Genomic DNA, 26,329 nt, shown 5'->3' on the forward strand with positions numbered 1-26,329 from the left:
AACGAAGATTCCTTCACAACCGGGTAAACAATGATGAAAGTATTAATTGTTGAAAGCGAGTTTCTACATCAGGACACCTGGGTCGGTAGCGCCGTTGAACGTCTGGCGAATGCCTTGAGCCAACAAAATGTTACCGTCATTAAATCAACCTCATTTGATGATGGTTTTGCCATTCTCTCTTCAAATGAAGCTATTGATTGTCTGATGTTCAGTTATCAAATGGAGCATCCGGACGAACATCAAAACGTCAGAGAATTGATCGGTAAACTTCATGAACGCCAGCAAAACGTGCCGGTATTCCTGTTAGGCGATCGGGAAAAATCAATCGCCGCGCTGGATCGCGACCTGCTGGAGCTTGTCGATGAATTCGCCTGGATTCTGGAAGATACTGCCGATTTTATTGCCGGACGCGCCATCGCCGCGATGACCCGCTACCGTCAACAGCTGTTACCGCCACTGTTCAGCGCGCTGATGAAATATAGCGACATCCATGAGTATTCCTGGGCCGCGCCGGGTCACCAGGGCGGAGTGGGGTTCACTAAAACGCCAGCCGGACGTTTCTACCATGACTATTATGGTGAAAACCTGTTCCGCACCGATATGGGGATCGAACGAACTTCTCTCGGTTCTTTGCTTGACCATACTGGCGCATTTGGCGAAAGCGAAAAATATGCCGCGCGCGTATTTGGTGCCGATCGCTCCTGGTCAGTCGTTGTCGGCACTTCAGGTTCTAACCGCACCATCATGCAAGCCTGCATGACCGATAACGACGTGGTCGTTGTTGACCGTAACTGCCACAAATCCATTGAACAAGGCTTAATGCTGACTGGCGCGAAACCGGTATACATGGTGCCAAGCCGCAACCGCTACGGCATTATCGGGCCAATCTACCCGCAGGAAATGCAGCCTGAAACCTTGCAGAAGAAAATCAGTGAAAGTCCGCTGACTAAAGACAAAGTCGGGCAAAAACCGTCTTACTGCGTGGTGACCAACTGCACCTACGACGGCGTGTGTTATAACGCCAAAGACGCGCAGGATCTGCTGGAAAAAACCTCTGACCGTCTGCATTTCGACGAAGCCTGGTATGGCTACGCACGGTTTAACCCAATCTATGCCGATCACTATGCAATGCGCGGTGAACCGGGCAATCACAACGGTCCAACCGTTTTTGCTACCCACTCCACACATAAACTGCTGAATGCGCTGTCGCAGGCATCTTATATTCATGTACGTGAAGGCCGGGGCGCGATTAACTTCTCCCGATTTAATCAGGCATACATGATGCATGCCACCACTTCCCCGTTGTATGCCATCTGCGCATCAAATGATGTGGCTGTATCAATGATGGACGGCAACAGCGGTCTGTCACTGACTCAGGAAGTGATCGATGAAGCGGTCGATTTCCGCCAGGCAATGGCACGGTTGTATAAAGAATTTACTGACGAAGGTAGCTGGTTCTTTAAACCGTGGAATAAAGAAGTGGTTACCGATCCGGAAACCGGCAAAACCTATGACTTTGCCGACGCGCCACGCAAACTGCTGACCACCGTTCAGGACTGCTGGGTAATGCATCCGGGCGAAAGCTGGCACGGCTTTAAAGATATCCCGGACAACTGGAGTATGCTCGACCCGATTAAAGTCAGCATCCTCGCACCGGGGATGGGTGAAGACGGTGAACTGGAAGAGACTGGCGTACCTGCCGCACTGGTTACCGCATGGCTTGGTCACCACGGCATCGTGCCAACTCGCACCACCGATTTCCAGATTATGTTCCTGTTCTCAATGGGCGTGACCCGAGGGAAATGGGGAACTCTGGTTAACACCCTCTGTTCCTTCAAACGCCACTACGACGCTAACACACCACTGGCGCAGGTGATGCCGGAACTTGTTGAACAATATCCTGACACTTACGCGAACATGGGGATTCACGATCTGGGCGACAAAATGTTTGCCTGGCTGAAAGAAAACAACCCAGGTGCACGGTTAAACGAAGCCTATTCTGGCCTGCCGGTGGCTGAAATCACTCCGCGTGAAGCGTACAACGCGATTGTCGACAACAACGTCGAGCTGGTATCCATTGAAAATCTGCCAGGACGCATTGCGGCGAACTCAGTCATCCCGTATCCGCCAGGAATCCCGATGCTGCTGTCTGGTGAAAACTTCGGCGATAAAAACAGTCCGCAGGTAAGTTATTTACGCTCGCTGCAATCCTGGGATCATCATTTCCCTGGATTTGAACACGAAACTGAAGGGACTGAAATTATTGACGGTATTTACCACGTAATGTGTGTGAAAGCGTAACCACTATTCCGCTGAAGGCGTAATTGTTTTAATAACATTACGCCGCCTGGCCTGAGGCCTTTTGAGTATGGCAACGTTTTCATAAAAATTGCTGCAAACAAAAATGTCATACTTTTTGCGCGGTCCCACCCCGCGCTTTTTTTGTTTATTATTTACCCTTCACCACTCTGTAAAAATTTTTGTACATGAGAAATTACTATAAAAATTTGTAATATTAGTAAAACACGTTATTTTTATGCATGTTTTGATTCGTCATACAATTATATAACCAGTCCCCGGTATCTCTCTATGTTGGCGAGATCCACTATTTTTCTTTGCATTTCAGGAGTACATGTATGAGGATTTGCAGCAACCAACCTTGTATAGTTTTATTAACTGAAAAAGATGTCTGGCTAAGAGTGAATGGGAAAGAGCCTATAAGTTTGAAGGCTAACCATATGGCGTTATTAAGTTGTGAAAATAATATTATCGACGTCTCCTCTCTGAATAACACTTTGATTGCGTATATTAGCCTCGACATCATCAAAGATTATCTCCGTTTTCTGAATAAAGATCTCTCGAAAATACCGGTCTGGCAACGTAGCGCCACACCGATTATTTCCCTGCCATGCCTTACACCAGAGGTGTTTCGCGTTGCGGCGCAACATAGCACAGCGCCTGCTGAAACAGAGTCGGAAAAAGAACGAACACGTGCATTATTATTCACTGTGCTCTCTCGCTTTCTCGACAGTAAAAAATTCCTTTCTCTACTTATGTATATGTTACGTAATTGTGTTAGCGACAGCGTTTATCAAATCATTGAAAGCGATATCCATAAAGACTGGAATCTTAGTATGGTAGCCAGTTGTTTATGTCTTAGCCCAAGTTTGTTAAAGAAAAAGCTGAAAAGCGAAAACACCAGTTATAGCCAAATAATAACCACCTGCCGGATGCGTTATGCTGTTAATGAATTAATGATGGATGGAAAAAATATCTCACAGGTGTCACAGTCCTGTGGCTACAACAGCACGTCTTACTTTATTTCTGTATTTAAAGACTTCTATGGCATGACGCCACTCCATTATGTTAGCCAACACAGAGAACGTTCTGTCGCCTGATTTATAACCTTTACGAAGAGATATATTAATAACGGCATCAGCGATAACCCGACTGACGATAATTCAATGCGCGAATGCAGGCGTATGATATGACGTAATTTATTGTCACGAAGCTCGCCTTCGCAGGAGTTTAATTATGTCTTCGGATGCTGATGCTCACAAAGTGGGCTTAATCCCCGTTACTCTGATGGTGTCGGGGAATATTATGGGGTCAGGTGTATTTCTGTTACCTGCAAACCTGGCCTCAACTGGCGGTATTGCCATATATGGTTGGTTGGTGACGATTATCGGTGCTTTGGCTTTATCGATGGTCTACGCCAAAATGTCGTTCCTCGATCCCAGCCCTGGCGGTTCATATGCCTACGCGCGCCGCTGTTTCGGTCCTTTTCTCGGATATCAAACCAACGTTCTCTACTGGCTGGCCTGCTGGATTGGCAATATCGCCATGGTGGTCATTGGCGTAGGATATTTGAGCTATTTCTTCCCGCTCCTCAAAGATCCGTGGGTATTAACCATCACCTGTGTAGTGGTGCTGTGGATCTTCGTTCTGCTTAATATCGTCGGTCCGAAAATGATCACCCGCGTGCAGGCCGTCGCTACCGTGTTGGCGCTGATCCCAATCGTCGGGATTGCCGTATTCGGCTGGTTCTGGTTCCACGGAGAAACCTATATGGCGGCATGGAACGTCAGCGGCCTGGGCACCTTCGGCGCGATTCAAAGCACCTTAAACGTTACGCTGTGGTCATTTATCGGGGTGGAAAGTGCGTCTGTTGCAGCGGGTGTGGTTAAAAACCCGAAACGCAACGTCCCTATCGCCACCATTGGCGGGGTATTGATTGCCGCCGTTTGCTATGTGCTCTCGACCACCGCGATTATGGGGATGATCCCCAACGCCGCACTGCGCGTTTCCGCCTCACCTTTCGGTGATGCTGCACGGATGGCGCTGGGTGATACCGCAGGGGCCATTGTCTCCTTCTGTGCGGCGGCTGGTTGCTTAGGTTCGCTGGGCGGCTGGACATTACTGGCCGGGCAAACGGCGAAAGCCGCTGCTGATGACGGTCTGTTCCCACCGATTTTTGCCCGCGTCAACAAAGCTGGCACACCGGTAGCTGGGTTGATTATCGTCGGTATCCTGATGACTATCTTCCAGTTCAGCAGCATTTCGCCAAACGCAACCAAAGAGTTCGGTCTGGTCTCTTCCGTATCGGTAATCTTTACCCTGGTGCCTTATCTTTATACCTGTGCAGCTTTACTGCTTTTAGGCCACGGTCACTTTGGTAAAGCGCGTCCGGCGTATCTGGCCATCACCACTATCGCCTTCCTTTACTGCATCTGGGCGGTGGTCGGTTCTGGCGCACAAGAGGTTATGTGGTCATTCGTCACGCTGATGGTGATCACCGCAATGTACACGCTGAACTACAACCGACTGCATAAAAACCCCTATCCTTTAGATGCACCAATAAGCAAAGATTAAGCCCCCTTAATCCAGCAAACATAAAAGCCAACCTTAAGAACTTAAGGTTGGCTTAACTTTGCTTTGCGAGCATATGCGCACTTTGTTCGATGGAAACACCGTGATGTTGAAGCGCCTTCTAAAAAGACCCTCTTTGAATTTACTCGCCTGGCTATTGCTGGCCTCTTTTTATATTGCTATCTGCCTGAACATTGCCTTTTTTAAACAAGTGTTACAGGCGTTACCGCTGGATTCAATGCATAACGTACTGGTTTTCTTATCGATGCCGGTCGTCGCGTTCAGCGTGATTAATATTGTCCTGACGCTAGGCTCTTTCTTATGGCTTAATCGTCCACTGGCCTGCCTGTTTATTCTTGTCGGCGCGTCTGCACAATATTTCATAATGACTTATGGCATCGTCATCGACCGTTCGATGGTTGCCAATATCATGGATACCACACCTGCGGAAAGCTACGCGTTAATGACACCGCAGATGTTATTAACTCTGGGATTAAGCGGGGTTCTTGCTGCGCTGATTGCCTGCTGGGTAAAAATCAAACCCGCAACCTCACGCCTGCGTAGCGTTCTTTTCCGTGGGGCCAATATTCTGATTTCTGTACTGCTGATTCTGCTGGTCGCCGCGTTGTTTTATAAAGACTACGCCTCGCTGTTTCGCAACAACAAAGAGCTGGTGAAATCCTTAAGCCCCTCCAACAGCATTGTTGCCAGTTGGTCATGGTATTCCCACCAGCGACTGGCAAATCTGCCGCTGGTTCGCATTGGCGAGGATGCACACCGCAACCCATTAATGCAAAAAGAGAAGCGTAAAAATCTGACCATCTTGATCGTCGGCGAAACCTCGCGGGCAGAGAATTTCTCACTCAACGGCTACCCACGTGAAACCAATCCGCGTCTGGCGAAAGATAACGTGGTCTATTTCCCCAATACCGCGTCTTGCGGCACGGCAACGGCTGTTTCTGTGCCATGCATGTTCTCGGATATGCCGCGTGAGCATTACAAAGAAGAGCTGGCACAGCACCAGGAAGGCGTGCTGGATATCATTCAGCGAGCGGGCATTAATGTGTTATGGAATGACAACGACGGTGGCTGCAAAGGTGTCTGCGACCGCGTACCACACCAGAATGTCACCGCGCTGAACCTGCCCGGCCAGTGTATCAACGGCGAATGCTATGACGAGGTGCTGTTCCACGGGCTGGAAGAGTACATCAATAACCTGCAAGGTGATGGCGTGATTGTCTTACACACCATCGGTAGCCACGGACCGACCTATTACAACCGCTATCCGCCGCAGTTCAGGAAATTTACCCCCACCTGCGACACCAACGAGATCCAGACCTGTTCCAAAGAACAACTGGTGAACACTTACGATAATACGTTGCTCTACGTCGACTATATTGTTGATAAAGCAATTAATCTGCTGAAAGAACATCAGGATAAATTTACCACCAGCCTGGTTTATCTTTCTGACCATGGTGAATCGTTAGGTGAAAATGGCATCTACCTGCACGGCCTGCCTTATGCCATCGCACCTGACAGCCAAAAACAAGTACCGATGCTGCTGTGGTTATCGGAGGATTATCAAAAGCGGTATCAGATTGACCAGAGCTGCCTGCAAAAACAGGCACAAACGCAGCACTATTCACAGGACAATTTATTCTCAACCCTGTTGGGATTAACCGGCGTCGAAACGAAGTATTACCAGGCTGCGGATGATATTCTGCAAACTTGCAGGAGAGTGACTGAATGAAAATTCTGATTGTTGAAGACGATACACTGTTATTGCAGGGGCTGATTCTGGCGGCGCAAACCGAAGGCTACGCGTGTGATGGCGTTACGACCGCGCGGATGGCGGAGCAAAGCCTTGAGGCCGGTCATTACAGCCTGGTGGTGCTGGATTTAGGTTTACCCGACGAAGATGGGCTGCATTTTCTCGCCCGTATCCGGCAGAAAAAATATACCCTGCCGGTACTGATCCTCACCGCTCGCGACACCCTGACCGACAAAATAGCGGGGCTGGATGTCGGTGCCGATGACTATCTGGTAAAACCTTTTGCGCTGGAAGAGTTACACGCCCGCATCCGCGCCCTGCTGCGACGCCATAATAATCAGGGCGAAAGTGAGCTGATTGTTGGCAATCTGACGCTGAATATGGGTCGCCGTCAGGTATGGATGGGCGGCGAAGAGTTGATTCTGACGCCCAAAGAATATGCTCTGCTCTCGCGGCTGATGCTCAAAGCAGGCAGCCCCGTGCATCGGGAAATTCTCTACAACGATATCTACAACTGGGACAACGAACCCTCGACCAACACCCTGGAAGTGCATATCCACAACCTGCGCGACAAAGTGGGCAAAACACGTATCCGCACCGTGCGCGGCTTTGGCTATATGCTGGTCGCGAATGAGGAAAACTAATTGAATCTGATGCGTTTTCTGCGCCGCCCAATGTCGCTGCGTCAACGGCTGATATTGACCATCGGCGCCATTCTGCTGGTTTTTGAGCTGATTAGCGTCTTCTGGCTATGGCATGAAAGTACCGAGCAAATTCAGCTCTTTGAGCAGGCGCTACGTGACAATCGCAACAACGATCGCCACATCATGCGTGAGATCCGCGAAGCAGTCGCCAGCCTGATTGTTCCCGGCGTATTTATGGTCAGCCTGACACTATTTATCTGCTATCAGGCGGTGCACCGCATCACACGCCCGCTGGCGGAACTGCAAAAAGAGCTGGAAGCGCGCACCGCTGACAACTTAACGCCCATAGCCATTCACAGTGCCACCCTCGAAATCGAAGCGGTGGTTTCGGCGTTGAACGATCTGGTCAGTCGCCTGACCAGCACGCTGGATAACGAAAGGTTGTTTACCGCTGACGTCGCTCACGAACTGCGAACGCCGCTGGCGGGGGTGCGTTTGCATCTGGAACTGCTGGCGAAAACGCATCACATTGATGTAGCGCCGTTAGTCGCACGGCTTGATCAGATGATGGAGAGCGTCTCCCAGTTGTTGCAACTGGCACGCGCCGGACAGTCATTTTCTTCCGGTAATTATCAACATGTAAAACTGCTGGAAGATGTGATCCTGCCCTCCTATGACGAACTCAGCACCATGCTCGACCAGCGTCAACAAACCCTGCTGTTACCAGAGAGCGCCGCCGACATCACCGTTCAGGGCGACGCGACCCTGCTGCGGATGTTATTGCGTAACCTGGTAGAAAACGCCCATCGCTATAGTCCAGCAGGCAGCAACATTATGATTCAGCTGCAAGAAGATGGCGGTGCGGTAATGGCGGTTGAAGATGAAGGGCCTGGCATTGATGAGAGTAAATGCGGAGAGTTGAGCAAAGCGTTTGTACGAATGGACAGCCGTTATGGCGGGATTGGTCTGGGATTAAGCATTGTCAGCCGCATCACACAGTTGCATCACGGGCAGTTTTTCCTGCAGAACCGGGAAGAGGCTTCCGGCACGCGCGCCTGGGTACGGCTGAAGAAAGATCAGTACGTGGCAAACCAGATATAGAGAAAGCTGCTGACGACCAGCACGCTAAACACAGTCGTTAAACTTTCATAAACACGGTTTTTCATTGCACTCTCCTCCGTTGTCCTGGAGGAGAGTATGCGCGTCAGAGATTAAGTGAACCTTAAGAGTTCGATTGTTGGCCTGATAAGAGAGTGCCGCATCAGGCAATCCGTTTCAGCTTACTCATCAATTCGCGGATGTTGCTGCACCAGACGGGTACGTTTCGCCTGCAAATCGGCAATCTCCTGGTCAATATCCTCGATTTTCTGCTCGATATTATCGTAATGCTCGACGAGAATTTCCTTCGCTTCCTGCAAATCTGACGCCGCAGGCGTCGCACCTTTCAGTGGACGATTCGCCGTCTCTTTCATGGTCACGCCGGTAATTAATCCAATCACCGCCACTACCATCAGATAATAGGCAGGCATCATCAGATTATGCGAGCTTTCCACCAGCCAGGCCGCCAGCGTTGGCGTCAGACCGGCAACCAGTACCGAAATATTAAATGCCGCCGCCAGCGCACTATAACGGATATGTGTCGGGAACATCGCTGGCAAGGTAGAGGCCATTACACCCGTAAAGCAGTTAAGGATCACCGCCAGCATCAGCAACCCGGCGAAAATCAGGCCGATAATATTACTGTTAATCAGGATAAACGCCGGGATCGCCAGCGCAAACAACGCAACACTGCCGAGGATCACAAACGGACGACGGCCAAAACGGTCACTCAGCAAGCCCATCACCGGCTGAACAAACAGCATACCGATCATAATCGCGATAATAATCAGCACCCCGTGGTCTTCGGAGTAATGCAGGTTATGCGACAAATAACTCGGCATATAAGTCAGCAACATGTAGTAAGTCACGTTGGTGGCAATCACCAGACCAATACATGTCAACAGACTGCGCCAGTGTTTGGTGGCAATCTCTTTAAACGAGACTTTCGGGCCATCCTGCAAACCTTCGCGGTCACCCTGTTCCAGTTTCTCAACATGTTGCTGGAACGCTGGCGTCTCTTCTAAAGCATGACGAAGATAAAGCCCAATAATTCCCAGCGGCAGCGCGATAAAGAACGGAATACGCCAGCCCCAGTCAAGGAAATTCTCTTCACCGACGATGGTCGAGATCAACACCACCACGCCCGCACCCAGCACAAACCCGGCAATAGAACCGAAATCCAGCCAGCTGCCCATAAAGCCACGTTTACGGTCAGGTGAGTATTCCGCAACAAATATCGACGCTCCGGTATATTCGCCGCCGACCGAGAAACCTTGTGCCATCTTACAGATCAACAGCAAAATCGGCGCCCAAATACCAATAGAGGCGTAGGACGGTATTAAACCGATACAGAACGTACTGATCGACATAATCACAATAGTGATAGCGAGGATCTTCTGGCGACCATATTTATCGCCCAACATACCAAAGAAGAGTCCGCCAAGCGGTCGAATCAGAAAGGGAACGGAGAAGGTGGCAAGTGCAGCAACCATCTGCACGCTGGGGTCAGCCCCTGGGAAAAATACTTTACCTAATGCGTAAGCAACAAAGCCATAAACACCAAAATCGAACCATTCCATTGCATTACCCAGCGATGCTGCAGTAATGGCTTTTCGCAGTTTACCGTCATCAATAATGGTGACATCACGAAGGGTTATCGGTTTTACTTTTTTCCTTTTCAGCATAGCTTTCCTCGCAGAGTAAGCCCATTTCCGCACGCGTCAGGCAAATCGACACGGCGCCCGCAAAAGGGGAGCGGGAATTGCAGGGTGCAATCTCTGTAACAAGCGTAGCTGGTTTGCTTACACGATCCGATTAAGGATTGTACAATCAAACCTGTTGACGCCTGAATTGGGCAGTTAATGACCTTTTTACCCTACCAGTGTTTAAATTTGTGATCAACTTCACACATGGATTTCGTTGAGCACTCATTGATGTAACTGATCATTTACAGTCAATTTACAGAGAAGATTTCCTCAACCATCGCGCCCGCCAGACGCTGTGCTGAACAGAGCCGTGGCATCCCCAGCGCGACGGTTTGCCAGCGTTGGGTTACTGACCAGCAAACGGGCTGCTTATCGGCATCGGACCACTTGCCAAGCCAACTTAAAAAGTCAGCATGATCCCCGCCAGTCGGGGTAGTAGGAGAGGAAAACCACTGATGGTAATAATGGCGAGTAGTCGGTGCCGCATTGATACTTTCAGCCAGATATTGCGTCGCTTTCACGCGTAAATCGCCAAGCAACAACGCCGCTGCTTGTGGGTTTCCCAGACGGCAGGCATCACCAAACGCCCCCCAGCGCAGCTCTTCCAGAGCAATAAAACAACGTCCCGGCAGCGACCAGGCGTTGTACGCACCAGCACACCAGCGGGTAAAAATTTGTTCACTCTGCTCACCTGCCTGAACCAGTAACCCTCGTTGCATTAACGCTTTTTCCTTCCAGCGACAGCGGGCAGAAAACCACTCATACAACGCGGCAATTTGCTGGGGAAGTTCCGGGAAAGCGGAGTGCGAGCGGTGATCCATTTTTTGCAATAGCGCCAGATGTTGCGTGATCTGCGTCAGCGCCAGATGGCCGGGATCCAGCATCGCCGCCAGTTTTTCCACCAATGTCAGGCGCAGGCTAAGTGGCGCATTTAACATTCCGACATTCGCCCACGCCTGAAGCTGTGCGCGCGCAAGGATCTCCTGCATCAGTCGTTCACGAAACTGCTGCTGATGGGCTTGTGGATAGCGGGCATCATCGCCCTGCGCCAGATCCACCAAAAAGCGGGGATAAACCGACTCCAGTACGCGACCGGAGCCGTCCAGTAACGTCTTTGTCAATACTGTTCTGCCATGAAAAGAGTTTGAATATCATCGCGTAACAACTGAGAGTCCGTATAAATCCAGCCATGAATCATCACGGTCTGTTGCAATTGCTGCTGCATCATCCTGACCACGGATTCATTTTGTTGACGCAGAGCCAGACTATCGCGTAAACGCGCCTGTAATTCCGTCAAACATAACGCGAAATCAGCGAAAAAAGTGTTCATGCCTGCCGTGACAGAATCATCGACCTGAACCGCCAAAGCTTTAGCCATTTGTTGGCAATAAAGGTCTACTTCTTCGGTTAACGTTCGTTGTAGCGCACTGTAATCAACGGCCTCTGGCGGGGATTTCTCACCACCCCGTCCCCAGTCAGGCTGATTCAGCCAGCGCGAGAACGTCTCACGCACAATGCCAAAACGGCTGCTCTGCTCATCCGTTGCTTCCTGGTGGGATATTGCATCGCTGAACAACTGGCGAGTATTGAAGTGTGGGACTGCGCCATGAAAAGCAGGAAAATGAAAGCCGGGGCGAAACCCGGACTCATTCAATTCTGTTTTTACCCGCTGCTCGATGGGGTGAATAACATCGGTTAACACCCGGCAAAGGGTTGATTCCAGTTCAGCAAAACGCAGCGTAAAATCACGGCTGATTTTGGTCTGCGCCGCCTGTAACAGCGTCTCGCAGCGGGTACGAATCTCGCTTAACGACCATGAATCATGTTGAAAAAGTACAGCTAACTGGGTATTCACCTCATCTTGCTGCTGACGCAGAAAGTCGTTGGCTGATACCAGAGCCACCTCGATTTCATGTTTAATCTCGCCACTCACCTGCACCTGATTGAGCTGCAATAGCTGCATATTTTCTTCAACCTGGCGGATATTTTGCCGCAATTGCTCGCAGACGACGTTCAGCCCGTGTGCGCGAAAATCAAGGTATTCCCGCGCTTGTTGGGCATAATTCAACAACTTATGCGAGGCAGATCGCAGAGCATATAACGACGCGTTGGCGTAGGCAGCATGGAGTAATGCCTGAACCGGTTGCGCGAACAGCGAATCTTCCCACAGTTGATCGGCGGCATGACGAATACGGTCGATATCTGCCAGATCGGCATTGCGCCAGCGCCTGCCAAGCGCGGCATGGGCAAAATCCTCCACCCAGCGTTGTTGCTCCGGCGCAGGCAACTTCCCATTGTTAGCTAACTCATGACGTGCCCGATTCGCCAGATAGCCCCACATCGACGATACCGGAAATATCTGCCCTGGCGTAACACAGCCTTTCATCAGCGTTCCGGAAATCAGCGCCCGCACCTGTTCGGCATCGTCACTGTTACGATCCTGCTGATCGAACTTATTGACGAGCACATACAGCGGTACTGATTTCCCCACCGCTAAAACCGCCTCACGCACCTCTTCATCGGAGATTGACTTCAGTTGCGTATAGTCCAGCACCGCCAGCACTGCGGAGGCGCGCGCCAGTTGCTCGTTAAGCATTTTTTGCAGATGCGGTTGTCCGGCTTCATTCGGTCCGGGGGTATCCAGCAACGTCAATTGACCGGGATAACTCTCCAGCCCCGCCAGATGGACAAACTCCACTTCAATTACTGGAATATGCTCAATGGCGGCGTAAGCAGAAAAAGGAAAATCGACGTCCAGCGCCTTCGCCAGACGCACCAAATCATTCAAACTTTTCAGACAATGAAAAATTGGCTGGGCACCAAGATAATATTTTTCAAAAGCAACGCCATTTTCGATCCGCTGCATAAGCGCACGCATATCTTTATCTATTTCCAGCAGTTCGGTCAGATGCTCAATATCGCAATCGCGCAGGCGTTGTTGTAATTGTTGGATTAAACAGTCGATTGGTGCGACATGTGAAAAATGCAGCACCGGTTCTTTTTGCCCCGGCGTATGGCGAATAAGCGTCGGCAGCGCAGTCATAGGGCGATTGCGATTAGGCAGAACTTCAGTGCCAACAATAGCGTTAATGGTGGTTGATTTCCCTGCTTTCATGGTGCCAATAATCGCCAGCACCATTTCCAGACGGGAAATTTTACGCAGCTCATTATTCAGCATCGCATGACGCTCGGCGATATTAGGCTGACTCCAGGGTAAAGTCAGTGGTGGTGCATCTTCTCCGGGCACAGAGAGCGGCATTTTTTCCAGTAACTGCAACTGTTGTCGGGAAAGCTGTAACAGACGCTCAGCCTCCTGACTTAATTCATATATTGTCTGTGTGTACATGGAAAATTCTTCCTTAAGGCAAATTTCATTATTTTTTATTTAGCCAGATCGTTTTTTAGTTCTGTTGTCGGCTTTTATAATTACTGCAGGAAATAATTTTTATATTTAATATATTGTTTTTATTAGGATGAATAAATCTCTTCCGACAAGTTAAAAGTCAGAAAGATAAAATAACAATTTAATTAAAAAAAGAACAAGAAGAGAGTTAACCTTAACTTAAATAATAAACAGAGGCAAAAAGATTATTTTCTTTTTGCGTTGTCTTTCAAATGAAAACGATCGTCGACTAAAATCAGCAGTACCCCCGACAAACTCAGGGATTTTGTGTATAATTGCGGCCTTTTTCGGCAATCTGCCGTTTTTTGGCGCTTTTGCCCTGCTGACTTTTGAGGAAATCCACATGTCATTACCACACTGCCCGAAATGCAACTCCGAATACACCTACGAAGATAACGGCATGTACATCTGCCCGGAATGCGCCTACGAATGGAACGACGCCGAACCTGCACAGGAAAGCGACGAGCTGATCGTTAAAGATGCTAACGGCAACCTGCTGGCTGACGGCGACAGCGTTACCATCATTAAAGATCTGAAGGTGAAAGGTAGCTCTTCGATGCTGAAAATTGGCACCAAAGTGAAAAACATCCGCCTGGTTGAAGGCGACCATAACATCGATTGCAAAATCGACGGTTTTGGTCCAATGAAACTGAAATCTGAGTTTGTGAAAAAGAACTGATTTCAAATGCCGGGTGCGATACATCCGGCAACGGTGCCAAATGCCTGATGCAACGCTTGCGCGTCTTATCAGGCCTACTCTTCATCTGTACAAAATTCAAACTACACTTAACTGACTTCTCTTAACTGAGGTCACCATCATGCCGTTAAGTCCCTATATCTCTTTTTCCGGTAACTGTGCCGACGCGATAGCCTATTACCAACGCGCGTTAGGCGCGGAACTGCTCTATAAAATCAGCTTTGGGGAAATGCCGAAACCCACGCAAGAAAGCACCGAAGGCTGTCCTTCAGGGATGCAATTTCCCGATACTGCCATCGCCCATGCTAACGTGCGCATTGCCGGAAGCGACATCATGATGAGCGATGCCATACCGTCAGGAAAAGCCAACTACTCCGGCTTTACGCTGGTGCTCGATTCGCAACAAGTCGAGGAAGGGAAACGTTGGTTTGACAACCTTGCAGCCAACGGAAAAATCGAAATGGACTGGCAGGAAACCTTCTGGGCGCATGGCTTCGGCAAAGTTACCGATAAATATGGTGTGCCGTGGATGATTAATGTCGTTAAGCAGCAGTCAACACAATAGCGGGGCTTTAATAGCTGATGGGGAGAATTAGGGGGAGGGGCGATGCCTGCTCCACACCCAACATCACCGCCCATACTCATCTTCCATTCTCCGCTCTTCATCTTCCAGCTGCCGACGCTCCTGATCAAGCTGGCGCTGGCGGTCGTCAAGCTGCCTGCGGCGATCTTCAAACTGGCGGCGGCGGTCGTCATATTGTCTGCGACGATCGTCGCTCACTTGACGCTGCCAGCCGTCGTCGCGCGAATCTTCATAGTCACGCCCACGATCAGGGTTATAAGCGTCGTTAATCGCCTGCTGAATATTACCAATCGTGTCGTCGATAATATCGGCCTGAGCCGGAACGATGGTCAACGTGAGCAGGGTGAAAAGAAAGAGTGTGGAGTAAGGTTTCATAAGCCAGTCTCTGTGATGGACTGGCTTAACGTTAGTTGAGTGTGAATAACCGGAGTAGCGGAGTAATCTCAAATACGGTAAGGCGCAGACTCTTCCATTAGCTGGATAGCTCGCCGTTTATTTTCCGCCACCAGCACAATGCTATGACATTTTTGATCCGGAGAAATACTCCAGATACGTTCTTCCGGAATGCAGCCACCATCGTAGATCACTTTCGTGCCATCGTAAGGCCAAAATGTCTCTTGTTCAGTGTCTAATATAAACACTGAAATCTGATCGGACTCGCGCGCGATCTTCTGCCAGAGCATCTTCCCGCCATCATACTGATCAAAATCGCTGATGAGTGTGATTCCGCATTGCAGGATTAACGCTTCATACAGTCGCGTTGCCAGACCTTTATCGCGTTCACCTGGGAAGACGCAGATACCTTCCACTTGTACCAGATCCGAGTCTTCCCACCAGCGTTCAACGGCAATAATATCGCTGCCGAACTCTTTTTTACGCTGCAGGTCGAGAGCGGCAAGTACCCGATGACGTGGCACGCCTGCAAAAACTTCAATGTCCGCTTCAATGATGGCCGCTCTTGGCGTCTGGCTGTCATAAATCACCTGTAACAGACGCCCGGAAAGCTCGATCTCTTCCACCACGCGAAAAGAACGAGCAACCGTCATTGGGCTATAGGTGGTTGGCATCACGATCATATGTGAATCGCCTCTTGTCAGTACTGGCATAATTCCTTTTATATCCCATTCAGAGCAGAATTGCTCACAATAGCAGCACATTTGCTCCAGGCCTCTTGATAAATTCTGAAAATCATCCCTCAATTTGCCCCAATGCCTGCGCCAGTTGCACGCGGGTAAAAGGTTTGCGCAGCAGCGCCACTTCTGGCAACGCGGGGTTATAGCTGGGGCGTAAATCCTGACCGCTGATAAGCAACAGCGTCAGGTGTGGGTAGCGTTTGCGTGCTGCATTGACCACTTCTGCGCCGCTCATACCGCCTGGGAGCATTAAGTCGCTGATAAAGATATCGATTTCCGCTGATGCCGCCAGCAGATCCAGCGCCTGTTCGCCGCTGCTGGCTTCCAGCGTCAAATAGCCCAGTAGGTGCAACTGTTCGCAGATTGTCTGGCGTACCGCAGCTTCATCTTCCAGCACCAACACCAGCTTATCGCCGCTGACGGCTGTCTGTTCTACCACCGCTGACGATACATTTTTCGCCGCCAACAACGCACGGGGAAGCTGTAGTCTGACTGTCGTTCCCTGCCCCGGCGCACTTTCGATTTCCACCCTCCCGCCGGACTGGCGCACAAAACCATAGACCATCGACAAGCCCAGCCCGCTGCCGCTCCCCGTCTGTTTGGTGGTAAAGAACGGTTCGAACACCTGGTCTTTCACCTCCTGCGACATTCCACAGCCATGATCGATAACCTCCAGAGCCACCATATCCTGACGCTGCCCACCGCTACGGGTGACACGCTGGTTCCAGGTGCGGATTTTGAGGGTTCCCGTCAGCCCTTCCATCGCATCACGAGCGTTCATCACCAGGTTGATGATGGCGTTTTCCAGTTGGCTGACGTCAATCCACGCAGGCCACGCCGGAGACTGCGCTTCAATCTCCAGCGTCAGCGTTGCCGGTAAGGAGTGGCGCATCAATTCGCTTAACTCTTCCAGCAGTGTTTTCAGTTCAATGGCTTGTGGATGTAAGGACTGCTTGCGGGAAAATGCCAACAGCCGTTGGGTCAGTAGCGCGCCACGTTCGGCGGCTTGCTGCGCCCGCTGTATTCGCGGCGCGTCGGGCGAGTCCGTGTTCACCAGCTCCAGGCTGCCAATAATCACCGCCAACAGATTATTAAAATCATGCGCCAGTCCCCCCGTCAGTTGCCCGACCGCTTTTAGCTTCTGGCTGTGCAATAGCGCCTCTTCCAGCCCCTGCCGCTCGGTTTGGGCAATCTCCATCTGCGTGGTTTTCTCTTTCAGCAGCCGTGACGTCCGTTCAAGCGATGCGGTATTACGGGCGAAGACGTTAAAGGCGCGTGCCAGTTCCCCCAACTCATCGCGCCGCTGTAACGCCGGAAAGCTGACGTCTGCTTCACCGTGCGCCAGACGACTCATGGCGCGAGAAATCGCCGTCAGGTTTGAGCCAAGATTGCGATAGATGTACCAACCTGCAAACGCGGTGATCACCACCGCTAACAGGGCAAAGATCATGATCACTCTCTCGCCGGAGCGCAGATCCTGGTAACTTTGCGCTACCCGCTGACCTGAAAGCATCGCCACCTGTTCGGCATAATGGTTAATATCGCTGTTAAGGATCGCCACCAGAGCTTTGATGTGAAACATATACCAGCTAATCGCCAGATCGCTTTGCTCCAGAGCGGCAGAAAGCGGCGCGAGTTTACGTAGTTCATCATTGAAATCAGTAAGTAGCGTATTTACTAACGGCGTATCACTATGAGTCGGCAGCGCAGACATCACTTCAACCAGTTGATGAATAATCGCCTGCGGTGCTGGAGTGGCAATGGCGGCAACAATCAGCCGGTTCATCTCGTTAAGCAAAATATCATCTTGCGCGTGAGTGACTTTTTGCAGATGCCGCAGATAACTTAAGTTTTGATATAGCGAACTTAACAACGCGTTGCGTTCCAGATGCCGCCTTTGCCCCCGCTCCAGCATTCCGCCGACGCTGGTTTGCAGTTCATTGCTGCGCTGGATGATTCGCGCCACCAGCCCGGCGTCCTGCTGTGCTAAAGGCGCTGTCGCCAGTTGCTCAAGTGAGTTTTTTAACGCCCGCTGTGTCTCCAGCAATCGCTCGGCTTCGCCTTTATATTCCAGCGCCCCCACCACCTGTGACAATCGCACCGCCGCCGTCGCCACGTTTGCCGTGTCGCGCGCCAGATTCAGGCTGCCGGTCATATCATCTACCGTTTGCTGCTGCACCTGCTCCTGCATCTGGCTGGCATGACGAAAGCCCATTACCGCCACGCCGCTGACCATCAGCGTCACTGCTACCACCAGCAAATTTAAAAGCAGCAATCGCCCGCGCGCGCTGGCAAAAAAGTGACGTCCGGGGTGCGCCATATCACGCTCCGTGAAGAAAATTCGCAATATGACAAATATGAACGGCTTCTGACATTTTGCATTTACTTTCCTGTGATGGAGTGCTGATATCGACAACCTCGCAGGAGTCCACCATGAACAGCACGCCAGTTCTGGAGATGCGCAATATTGCCAAAGCCTTCGGCAAATTTTATGCGCTCAAAGGGGTGGATTTGACGGTTTACCCTGGCGAGATCCATGCCCTGATGGGGGAAAACGGCGCAGGAAAAAGCACGCTGATGAAGGTGCTGGCAGGGGCTTATACCGCCACCAGCGGCGAGATCCTGATTGATGGCACCCCCTTTCACATTCGCACGCCAAAAGATGCCTTAAGCGCCGGTATTACGCTGATTTATCAGGAGATGCAGCTGGCACCCAATTTGACGGTGGCAGAGAACATTTTCCTCGGCAGCGAGCTTTCCCACGGCGGGCTGGTGCAGCGTAAAGAGATGCTGGTACAGGCGCAAAAAGTGATCGACCGCCTTGGCGCGCAGTTCAAGGCCAGTGATAAAGTCATGACGCTGACCATTGCCGAACAACAGCAGGTCGAAATTGCCCGCGCGCTGCATCGCAACAGCCGCATTCTGGTGATGGACGAACCCACCGCCGCCCTCTCCTCCCGCGAAACTCACCGCTTGTTTGAACTGATTATGCGGCTGCGCGATGAAGGGATGGCGATTATCTACATCAGCCACCGCATGGCAGAAGTGTATGAGCTTTCCGATCGCGTCAGCGTGCTGCGCGACGGGCAATACGTTGGCAGCCTGACCCGCGACAACCTCAACGCTGCTGAACTGGTGCGGATGATGGTTGGCAGGCCGCTGAGCGATCTGTTCAATAAAGAACGCGATATCCTGCCCGGCAAAGCCCGCCTGAACGTTCACCACCTGACCGACGGCGGCAAAGTGCAGCCGAGCAGTCTGCTGGTGCGTTCAGGCGAAATTGTCGGCCTCGCAGGGCTGGTGGGTGCCGGACGTTCCGAACTCGCGCAGTTAATTTTCGGCGTGCGTAAAGCAACGGGCGGAATGATTGAAGTGGATGGCGAACCGGTGGTGATCCACTCCCCGCGCGAAGCCATCGATCTTGGCATTGGATTTCTGACCGAAAACCGTAAAGAACAGGGGCTGTTCCTTGAAATGGCGGCAGCCGAAAACATCACCATGGCAACCCTGGAGCGCGATGCCAGCTGGGGGATGCTCAACCGCAAAAAAGCGCAAACCATCTCCGATGACGCCATTAAGTTGCTCAACATTCGTGTGCCACATTCCCAGGTGCGAGCGGGCGGGCTTTCCGGCGGTAATCAGCAAAAACTGTTGATCTCCCGCTGGGTGGCGATTGGCCCGCGCATTTTACTGCTCGATGAACCCACGCGCGGCGTGGATGTCGGCGCAAAAAGTGAGATCTACCGGATCATGAACGAGATGGCGCGCAAGGGCGTGGCGATCCTGATGATCTCCAGCGAACTGCCGGAGATAGTCGGGATGAGCGATCGCGTTTATGTAATGCGCGAAGGCAGCATTGCCGGTGAGTTAAACGGCAACAACATCACCCAGGAAAACATTATGACCTTAGCGACCGGCGTCAACGACGCTCATTCCCAGGCGGTGCGCTCATGACAACATCTGCAAAGACCTCTGCCAAAAAAATGTTAATGAGCGATCTGATGCAAACGGTCGGCATTTTGCCGATTCTAATCCTGATCGTGGCAGTTTTTGGCTTTATCGCGCCAAACTTTTTTACCGAAAGCAACCTGCTGAATATTACCCGCCAGGCGTCAATCAACATTGTGCTGGCGGCGGGAATGACCTTCATTATTTTGACCGGCGGGATCGATCTTTCTGTAGGTTCAATTCTTGGCACCACGGCGGTAGCGGCGATGGTCGTCTCCCTTAGCCCGGAGTTCGCCATGCTGTCGATCCCGGCTGCGCTGATGCTCGGCCTGCTGCTGGGGTTGTTCAACGGCGCGCTGGTGGCCTTTGCCGGATTACCGCCGTTTATCGTCACACTTGGCACCTATACGGCGCTGCGCGGGGCAGCGTATCTGCTGGCGGATGGCACTACGGTTATCAACTCCAACATTAATTTCGAGTGGATAGGCAATAACTATCTTGGGCCGATCCCCTGGCTGGTGGTCATTGCGCTGGCGGTGATCGTGGTGTGCTGGTTTATTCTGCGCCGTACTACGCTTGGCGTTCATATCTACGCCGTCGGCGGCAATATGCAGGCGGCGCGTCTTACCGGCATAAAAGTCTGGCTGGTGCTGCTGTTTGTTTATGGCATGAGCGGCCTGCTTTCAGGGTTGGGCGGGATTATGAGTGCCTCGCGACTGTACAGCGCCAACGGCAACTTAGGCATGGGTTACGAACTGGACGCCATTGCGGCGGTGATCCTCGGCGGCACCAGTTTTGTCGGCGGCATCGGCACCATCACCGGCACGCTGGTGGGGGCGCTGATTATCGCCACGCTAAACAACGGCATGACCTTAATGGGCGTCTCTTACTTCTGGCAACTGGTGATCAAAGGGGCGGTGATCATCATTGCGGTGCTGATCGACAAATACCGTACCCGACACCATCAAAGCGCATAACAACAATACCCTACATATGAGGAATACAGCATGAGATTGAAGCCCTTAGTGACCGCGCTCTGTGCAGGCGCGCTGCTGGTCGCAGCACCGTTCGCCCAGGCGAAAGAACTGAAATCGATAGGCGTGACGGTGGGCGATCTGGCGAACCCGTTCTTCGTGCAGATAACCAAAGGCGCGGAGTTGGAAGCGAGCAAACTGGCAGGCGATAACGTCAAAGTGACGCTGGTGTCCAGCGGCTACGATCTGGGCCAGCAGGTGTCGCAAATAGACAACTTTATCGCCGCCAACGTCGATATGATCATTTTGAATGCTGCCGATTCAAAAGGGATCGGCCCGGCGGTGAAACGGGCGAAAGACGCCGGGATCGTGGTGGTGGCGGTTGACGTAGCGGCAGAAGGTGCCGACGCCACCATTACTTCCGATAACACCCAGGCGGGCGAAATGGCCTGTAAATACATCACCGATCGCCTGAAAGGCAAAGGCAACGTGGTGATCATCAACGGGCCGCCGGTGTCCGCCGTGCAGAACCGCGTCGAAGGCTGCCAGACCGAATTTAAACGCCATCCTGACATCAAGGTGCTCTCTGACAACCAGAACGCCAAAGGCAGTCGTGAAGGCGGGCTGGAGGTGATGACCGGGCTGCTGGCGGCGAATCCGAAGATCGACGGCGTGTTTGCGATTAACGATCCCACCGCGATCGGCGCCGATCTGGCAGCAAAACAGGCACAACGTAACGAGTTCTTTATTGTCGGTGTGGACGGAAGCCCGGACGCCGAAGAGGCGCTGAAACGTGAGAACTCGTTGTTTGTCGCGACTCCCGCGCAAGACCCACAGGTGATGGCGGCGAAAGCCGTTGAGATCGGTTATGACATTTTGCAGGGCAAGCCCGCGCCGAAAGAGCCGGTGCTAATCCCGGTGACGATGATCGACAAAGACAACGTCGGCAATTACAAAGGCTGGACGGTGAAATAAGTCCGAGGCCGGGCGGCGACGCTGCCCGGCGGTAGCGCATTAGCTAATCCAGGAGCTGGCATGATGGAACGTAAAGGTATTATCGCAGCAGGAAATATGTTGGTTGATCACGTCCACCAGATTATCCAGTGGCCGGAGCGCGGCTGGCTGGCGGAGATCACCCACAGCGAACGCTCTACCGGTGGCGCACCGCTTAACGTCCTGCTGACGCTGGCGAAAATGCGCGCCGGGCTGCCTTTGCAGGCGGTCGGACTAATCGGTCAGGACAGCGATGGCGATTACATTATGGCGATGCTTGAGCAATACCACGTCAACCGCCAGCATGTGCAGCGCACCACCTTTGCGCCGACGTCGATGTCGCAGGTGATGACCGATCCCAGCGGACAGCGCACATTTTTCCATTCACCGGGCGCTAACCGGCTGCTGGATCTCCCGGCGTTCGACCAGCTTGATAGCAGCATGAAAATCTTCCATCTCGGCTATCTGCTCCTGCTCGAAAGCCTGGATATGCCAGACGATGTTTATGGCACTCGCAGCGCCCGCTTGCTGGCGCAGATGCATGACGCTGGCTATGAAACCTGTCTCGATCTGGTTTCCCGCAAGGGCGATCCGCGCTATCAGCCGCTGGTATTGCCCGCGTTGCGTCATCTGGATTATCTGGTGATAAACGAACTGGAGGCCGGAGAATTTAGCGGGCTGGAGATTCGTTTGCCCAACGGTGAGCCACATATCGCGCATATTGCCGCCGCCGCGCGCGAACTGTTAGATGCGGGCGTGCGCCAGCGCGTGGTGATTCACTGCGCGGAAGGCGCATGGGGAGAGACGCCAGAACAGGGCGGCATGTGGATACCCTCACGGAAATTAGAACCGCGCGAGATTATCGGTAGCGTCGGCGCGGGTGATGCGTTTTGTGCCGGATTTTTGTATGGCTGCCACGAACGCTGGACGCTTACCGAGAGCATCAAACTGGCACATGCCTGTGCGCGCGCGAGCCTGTTATGCGCCAACGCCATCGACGGGGCAAAAACACTGGAAGAGCTGCAAACAGAAATGTCGGATTAATGCACGTCGGCAGCGAAGACATAACCCAGACCGCGCAGAGTTTTAATCAACATTGGCTGATGCGGGTTCAGTTCGATTTTGCGTCGTAGTCGCATGATTAATACGTCGATGGTGCGATCAAACACCTCTATGCTGTCACTATGGGTAAACTCCAGCAACTGCTCGCGGCTCAATACCCGACGGGCGTTTTGTGCCAGAGCCAGCAACAAGCCATATTCGCCCTGAGTCAGCTCAACAAGTTGCTGTCGCGGATTGTGTAGCTGGCAGCGTGTGGTATCGAGATACCAGCCATTAAATGACAGCCCGGCATTTTTCTCCTCATTGACCGCCAGCACGCCAACGCGCCGTAACACCGCTTTTAGTCGCGCGACCACTACCCGTGGGGTAAATGGCTTGCAGATGTAATCATCCGCGCCCATTTCCAGCCCGACCACCACATCAGACTCACTGCCCAGACCGGTCAGCATCACCACCGGCAATGCAGGACGCATTTTCTGTAGTTGTTGTAATACCATCAGGCCGTTGGTATCAGGCAACATCATATCCAGCACCACCAGCGCAATGTCAGGATCGCCTTCAATACACGATATTGCCTCCTGTCCGGTATGGCAGACTGAAACCGTAAAGACATGTTCGCTTAACACGTCCTGCAACAGTGCGCAGATAGCCGCGTCATCATCCACTACCAGCACCACGGGTTTCATGGTTACACTCCGCATTATTCGCCTGATTAATCATTGTGCGTACTTCCTGGCGAAGTGAAAGAGGAAAGCAATATATATAATGAAAATATAATTCATGTCACATTATTGATATTATTAATAGATATGCCGTACTTTTTCACCTTCAGCACAAATGCCTAATAAAATGGCTCGTTCCGCTCACACTTCCGTTTATTAAAGTCGTCGTTTCCCAATTATGATAACGCCAGCTTTAAATGACGTATTTTGCATGGATTACATATTTACGACATAAATGATAAATGGAGATTTATATGAATAACTCTCAGTTATTCCGTTTGAGCAGGATTGTTATTGCCTTAACCGCCGCCGGCAGCATGATGGTAAATACCGCTTACGCAACAGATGAAGCGAAAGCCGCCACTCAATATACGCAACAGGTAAATCAGAATTACGCCAAATCATTACCGTTTAGCGATCGTCAGGATTTTGACGATGCCCAGCGTGGATTTATCGCCCCGCTGCTCGATGAAGGTATTCTTCGTGATGCGAATGGCAAAGTTTACTACCGCGCGGATGATTACAAATTTGATATTAATTCCGCTGCACCGGAAACCGTAAACCCCAGCCTGTGGCGTCAGTCGCAGATCAACGGTATTTCTGGCCTGTTCAAAGTCACCGATAAAATGTATCAGGTACGTGGTCAGGACATCTCCAACATTACGTTCGTGGAAGGCGAGAAAGGCATTATTGTTATCGACCCGCTGGTGACGCCACCAGCCGCAAAAGCCGCACTTGACCTTTACTTCCAGCATCGTCCGCAAAAACCGATTGTTGCGGTTATCTACACCCATAGCCACGCCGACCATTATGGCGGTGTGAAAGGCATTATCTCTGAAGCTGATGTTAAATCGGGAAAAGTTCAGGTGATCGCTCCGGCTGGCTTTATGGACGAAGCCATCAGCGAAAACGTACTGGCGGGTAATATTATGAGCCGCCGTGCGCTCTACTCTTACGGCCTGTTACTGCCGCACAACGCGCAGGGTAACGTGGGTAACGGCCTCGGCGTGACGCTGGCAACCGGTGACCCAAGCATTATTGCGCCAACCAAAACTATCGTCAGAACTGGCGAGAAGATGATTATCGACGGTCTGGAGTTTGACTTCCTGATGACCCCTGGCAGCGAAGCGCCAGCGGAAATGCACTTCTATATTCCGGCACTGAAAGCCCTGTGTACCGCCGAGAACGCTACTCATACCCTGCACAACTTCTACACTCTGCGCGGCGCGAAAACCCGCGACACCAGCAAGTGGACCGAGTATCTGAACGAAACGCTGGATATGTGGGGTAACGAAGCAGAAGTATTGTTTATGCCGCATACCTGGCCGGTTTGGGGCAATAAGCATATCAATGATTATATTGGTAAATATCGCGATACCATCAAGTACATTCACGATCAAACCCTGCACCTGGCAAACCAGGGCTACACCATGAATGAAATCGGCGACATGATTAAGCTGCCGCCAACGCTCGCCAATAACTGGGCCAGCCGTGGCTATTACGGTTCTGTCAGCCACAACGCCCGTGCGGTATATAACTTCTATCTCGGCTATTACGACGGTAACCCGGCAAACCTGCATCCGTATGGACAGGTGGAGATGGGTAAACGTTATGTGCAGGCGCTGGGCGGTTCCGCACGCGTCATCAACCTGGCGCAAGAAGCGAACAAGCAGGGTGATTATTGCTGGTCGGCAGAACTGCTGAAACAGGTGATTGCCGCCAATCCGGGTGACCAGGTGGCGAAAAACCTGCAAGCCAATAACTTTGAACAGCTCGGTTATCAGGCAGAGTCCGCCACCTGGCGCGGTTTCTACCTGACTGGCGCGAAAGAGCTGCGCGAAGGGGTACATAAGTTCAGCCATGGCACCACCGGTTCCCCGGATACCATTCGCGGTATGTCGGTCGAAATGCTGTTCGACTTTATGGCTGTTCGCCTCGATAGCGAAAAAGCCGCCGGGAAGAATATCAGCCTGAACTTCAATATGAGTAACGGCGATAACCTCAACCTGACCCTGAACGATAGCGTGCTTAACTACCGTAAAACGCTGCAACCGCAAGCCAATGCCTCTTTCTACATTAACCGTGAAGATCTGCACGCCGTGCTGACCGGACAGGCGAAAATGGCGGATCTGGTAAAAGCGAAGAAAGCCAAAATTATTGGCAATGGTGCGAAACTGGAAGAAATTATTGCTTGTCTGGATAATTTTGATTTGTGGGTGAATATCGTAACCCCGAATTAATTCCACTCATTCTCGGGGGCGTTCAAGCCCCCGAAAGCATTTATATTAAAAATATATGCAGCAAATTAATACACAATATATATAAGTTATGAATGCGGTGGCTGAATAAAGCTATTTTTATTCATCAAGAAAATAGCCATACTGACGCCTTCAATGGATATTGATATTCACTACAGATATTGTTCGCAGCAGACAGGATGTATTTAATATGCCAACAGTTCTCTCTCGCATGGCGATGCACCTCAAAAAAACAGCCTGGATAGTTCCCGTCTTCATGGTTTCGGGATGCTCATTATCTCCGGCAATCCCGGTGATCGGCGCTTATTATCCCAGCTGGTTTTTCTGCGCCATTGCCAGCCTTATTTTGACGCTCATCACGAGGCGAATTATTCAGCGGGCAAATATCAATCTGGCATTTGTCGGAATTATTTATACCGCCCTTTTTGCTCTCTACGCCATGCTGTTCTGGCTGGCATTTTTCTAATC

At 51.4% G+C, this 26,329-nt stretch carries 22 protein-coding genes; 14 read left to right on the forward strand and 8 right to left on the reverse strand.

Features of this window, described 5'->3' with window-relative positions; all coding sequences use genetic code 11:
- Positions 1-33: 33 nt before the first annotated feature.
- The 6 genes from adiA to pmrB all read left to right on the forward strand — a co-directional run bounded on the left by adiA (position 34) and on the right by pmrB (position 8,385).
- A complete protein-coding gene (gene adiA / locus HEN21_RS13385) occupies positions 34-2,301 on the forward strand; it encodes an arginine decarboxylase (RefSeq protein ID WP_077637380.1) in 2,268 nt (755 codons plus the stop codon).
- A gap of 335 nt (positions 2,302-2,636) precedes the next feature.
- A complete protein-coding gene (gene adiY, locus HEN21_RS13390; protein WP_001217092.1) occupies positions 2,637-3,398 on the forward strand; it encodes a DNA-binding transcriptional activator AdiY in 762 nt (253 codons plus the stop codon).
- A 136-nt stretch (positions 3,399-3,534) separates the two neighbouring features.
- Positions 3,535-4,872 carry an arginine/agmatine antiporter gene (gene adiC, locus HEN21_RS13395; protein ID WP_000093133.1) on the forward strand — a complete coding sequence of 446 codons (1,338 nt, stop codon included), beginning with the start codon at positions 3,535-3,537 and terminating at the stop codon, positions 4,870-4,872.
- Positions 4,873-4,975: 103 nt separating this feature from the next.
- A complete protein-coding gene (gene eptA, locus HEN21_RS13400) occupies positions 4,976-6,619 on the forward strand; it encodes a phosphoethanolamine transferase EptA (RefSeq protein WP_010349934.1) in 1,644 nt (547 codons plus the stop codon).
- The gene (gene basR / locus HEN21_RS13405) at positions 6,616-7,284 is read left to right on the forward strand and encodes a two-component system response regulator BasR (protein ID WP_000697918.1); all 669 of its coding nucleotides are present in this window, start codon (positions 6,616-6,618) and stop codon (positions 7,282-7,284) included. The genes eptA and basR overlap by 4 nt, the downstream gene beginning before the upstream one ends.
- A complete protein-coding gene (pmrB, locus tag HEN21_RS13410; protein WP_001052143.1) occupies positions 7,285-8,385 on the forward strand; it encodes a two-component system sensor histidine kinase PmrB in 1,101 nt (366 codons plus the stop codon).
- Here pmrB and pmrR read toward each other — a convergent pair.
- The 4 genes from pmrR to crfC form a co-directional block, all read right to left on the reverse strand.
- On the reverse strand, positions 8,361-8,450 hold the full coding sequence (gene pmrR / locus HEN21_RS13415) for an LpxT activity modulator PmrR (protein ID WP_000797657.1): 90 nt from the start codon (positions 8,448-8,450) through the stop codon (positions 8,361-8,363). The genes pmrB and pmrR overlap by 25 nt on opposite strands.
- 114 nt (positions 8,451-8,564) lie before the next feature.
- Positions 8,565-10,067 (reverse strand): glycine betaine/L-proline transporter ProP, encoded by a 1,503-nt coding sequence (gene proP, locus HEN21_RS13420; protein ID WP_010353876.1) that lies wholly within the window; start codon positions 10,065-10,067, stop codon positions 8,565-8,567.
- A gap of 269 nt (positions 10,068-10,336) precedes the next feature.
- A complete protein-coding gene (locus tag HEN21_RS13425; RefSeq protein ID WP_105285635.1) occupies positions 10,337-11,209 on the reverse strand; it encodes a diguanylate cyclase regulator RdcB family protein in 873 nt (290 codons plus the stop codon).
- Positions 11,206-13,434, reverse strand: a complete 2,229-nt coding sequence (gene crfC / locus HEN21_RS13430) for a clamp-binding protein CrfC (protein WP_000288530.1) — start codon at positions 13,432-13,434, stop codon at positions 11,206-11,208. The genes HEN21_RS13425 and crfC overlap by 4 nt, the downstream gene beginning before the upstream one ends.
- 400 nt (positions 13,435-13,834) lie before the next feature.
- On the opposite strand from crfC, the gene HEN21_RS13435 reads away from it, so the two are divergent.
- Both HEN21_RS13435 and yjdN read left to right on the forward strand, forming a co-directional pair.
- Positions 13,835-14,170, forward strand: coding sequence for a zinc ribbon domain-containing protein YjdM (locus tag HEN21_RS13435; protein WP_001300891.1), 336 nt, complete (start codon positions 13,835-13,837; stop codon positions 14,168-14,170).
- A gap of 139 nt (positions 14,171-14,309) precedes the next feature.
- Complete coding sequence (gene yjdN, locus HEN21_RS13440; RefSeq protein ID WP_001131296.1) at positions 14,310-14,753, forward strand: VOC family metalloprotein YjdN; 444 nt, start codon at positions 14,310-14,312, stop codon at positions 14,751-14,753.
- A gap of 63 nt (positions 14,754-14,816) precedes the next feature.
- Here the strand turns inward: yjdN and yjdP are convergent, their stop codons facing one another.
- The 3 genes from yjdP to HEN21_RS13455 all read right to left on the reverse strand — a co-directional run bounded on the left by yjdP (position 14,817) and on the right by HEN21_RS13455 (position 18,224).
- The gene (yjdP, locus tag HEN21_RS13445; protein WP_016159899.1) at positions 14,817-15,146 is read right to left on the reverse strand and encodes a DDRRRQL repeat protein YjdP; all 330 of its coding nucleotides are present in this window, start codon (positions 15,144-15,146) and stop codon (positions 14,817-14,819) included.
- A gap of 68 nt (positions 15,147-15,214) precedes the next feature.
- Positions 15,215-15,847: a GNAT family N-acetyltransferase gene (locus HEN21_RS13450; protein WP_176252243.1), complete on the reverse strand. Its 633-nt coding sequence runs from the start codon at positions 15,845-15,847 to the stop codon at positions 15,215-15,217.
- Positions 15,848-15,959: 112 nt separating this feature from the next.
- Entirely contained in the window at positions 15,960-18,224 is a 2,265-nt protein-coding gene (locus HEN21_RS13455) for a hybrid sensor histidine kinase/response regulator (RefSeq protein WP_176252232.1), read from the reverse strand.
- Positions 18,225-18,337: 113 nt separating this feature from the next.
- On the opposite strand from HEN21_RS13455, the gene HEN21_RS13460 reads away from it, so the two are divergent.
- From HEN21_RS13460 to HEN21_RS13475, 4 genes are read left to right on the forward strand one after another with little or no spacing between them, the layout of a single operon-like run.
- Positions 18,338-19,858 (forward strand): sugar ABC transporter ATP-binding protein, encoded by a 1,521-nt coding sequence (locus HEN21_RS13460; RefSeq protein WP_001089402.1) that lies wholly within the window; start codon positions 18,338-18,340, stop codon positions 19,856-19,858.
- The gene (locus HEN21_RS13465) at positions 19,855-20,829 is read left to right on the forward strand and encodes an ABC transporter permease subunit (protein ID WP_021551530.1); all 975 of its coding nucleotides are present in this window, start codon (positions 19,855-19,857) and stop codon (positions 20,827-20,829) included. Before HEN21_RS13460 ends, HEN21_RS13465 begins: the two co-directional genes overlap by 4 nt.
- Positions 20,830-20,859: 30 nt before the next feature.
- The gene (locus tag HEN21_RS13470) at positions 20,860-21,801 is read left to right on the forward strand and encodes an ABC transporter substrate-binding protein (RefSeq protein ID WP_176252231.1); all 942 of its coding nucleotides are present in this window, start codon (positions 20,860-20,862) and stop codon (positions 21,799-21,801) included.
- A 60-nt stretch (positions 21,802-21,861) separates the two neighbouring features.
- A complete protein-coding gene (locus HEN21_RS13475; protein ID WP_000970595.1) occupies positions 21,862-22,863 on the forward strand; it encodes a carbohydrate kinase family protein in 1,002 nt (333 codons plus the stop codon).
- Here HEN21_RS13475 and HEN21_RS13480 read toward each other — a convergent pair.
- Positions 22,860-23,567 (reverse strand): response regulator transcription factor, encoded by a 708-nt coding sequence (locus tag HEN21_RS13480; protein WP_000805927.1) that lies wholly within the window; start codon positions 23,565-23,567, stop codon positions 22,860-22,862. The genes HEN21_RS13475 and HEN21_RS13480 overlap by 4 nt on opposite strands.
- Before the next feature lie 290 nt (positions 23,568-23,857).
- Between HEN21_RS13480 and yjcS the strand changes: the two genes are divergently transcribed.
- Positions 23,858-25,843 (forward strand): alkyl sulfatase YjcS, encoded by a 1,986-nt coding sequence (gene yjcS / locus HEN21_RS13485; RefSeq protein WP_176252230.1) that lies wholly within the window; start codon positions 23,858-23,860, stop codon positions 25,841-25,843.
- Between the two features lie 208 nt (positions 25,844-26,051).
- Positions 26,052-26,327 carry a YtcA family lipoprotein gene (locus tag HEN21_RS13490; protein ID WP_010351753.1) on the forward strand — a complete coding sequence of 92 codons (276 nt, stop codon included), beginning with the start codon at positions 26,052-26,054 and terminating at the stop codon, positions 26,325-26,327.
- Positions 26,328-26,329: the final 2 nt, after the last annotated feature.

Source organism: Escherichia sp. 93.1518 (assembly GCF_013368915.2).
GTDB classification, from domain to species: Bacteria; Pseudomonadota; Gammaproteobacteria; order Enterobacterales; family Enterobacteriaceae; genus Escherichia; species Escherichia ruysiae.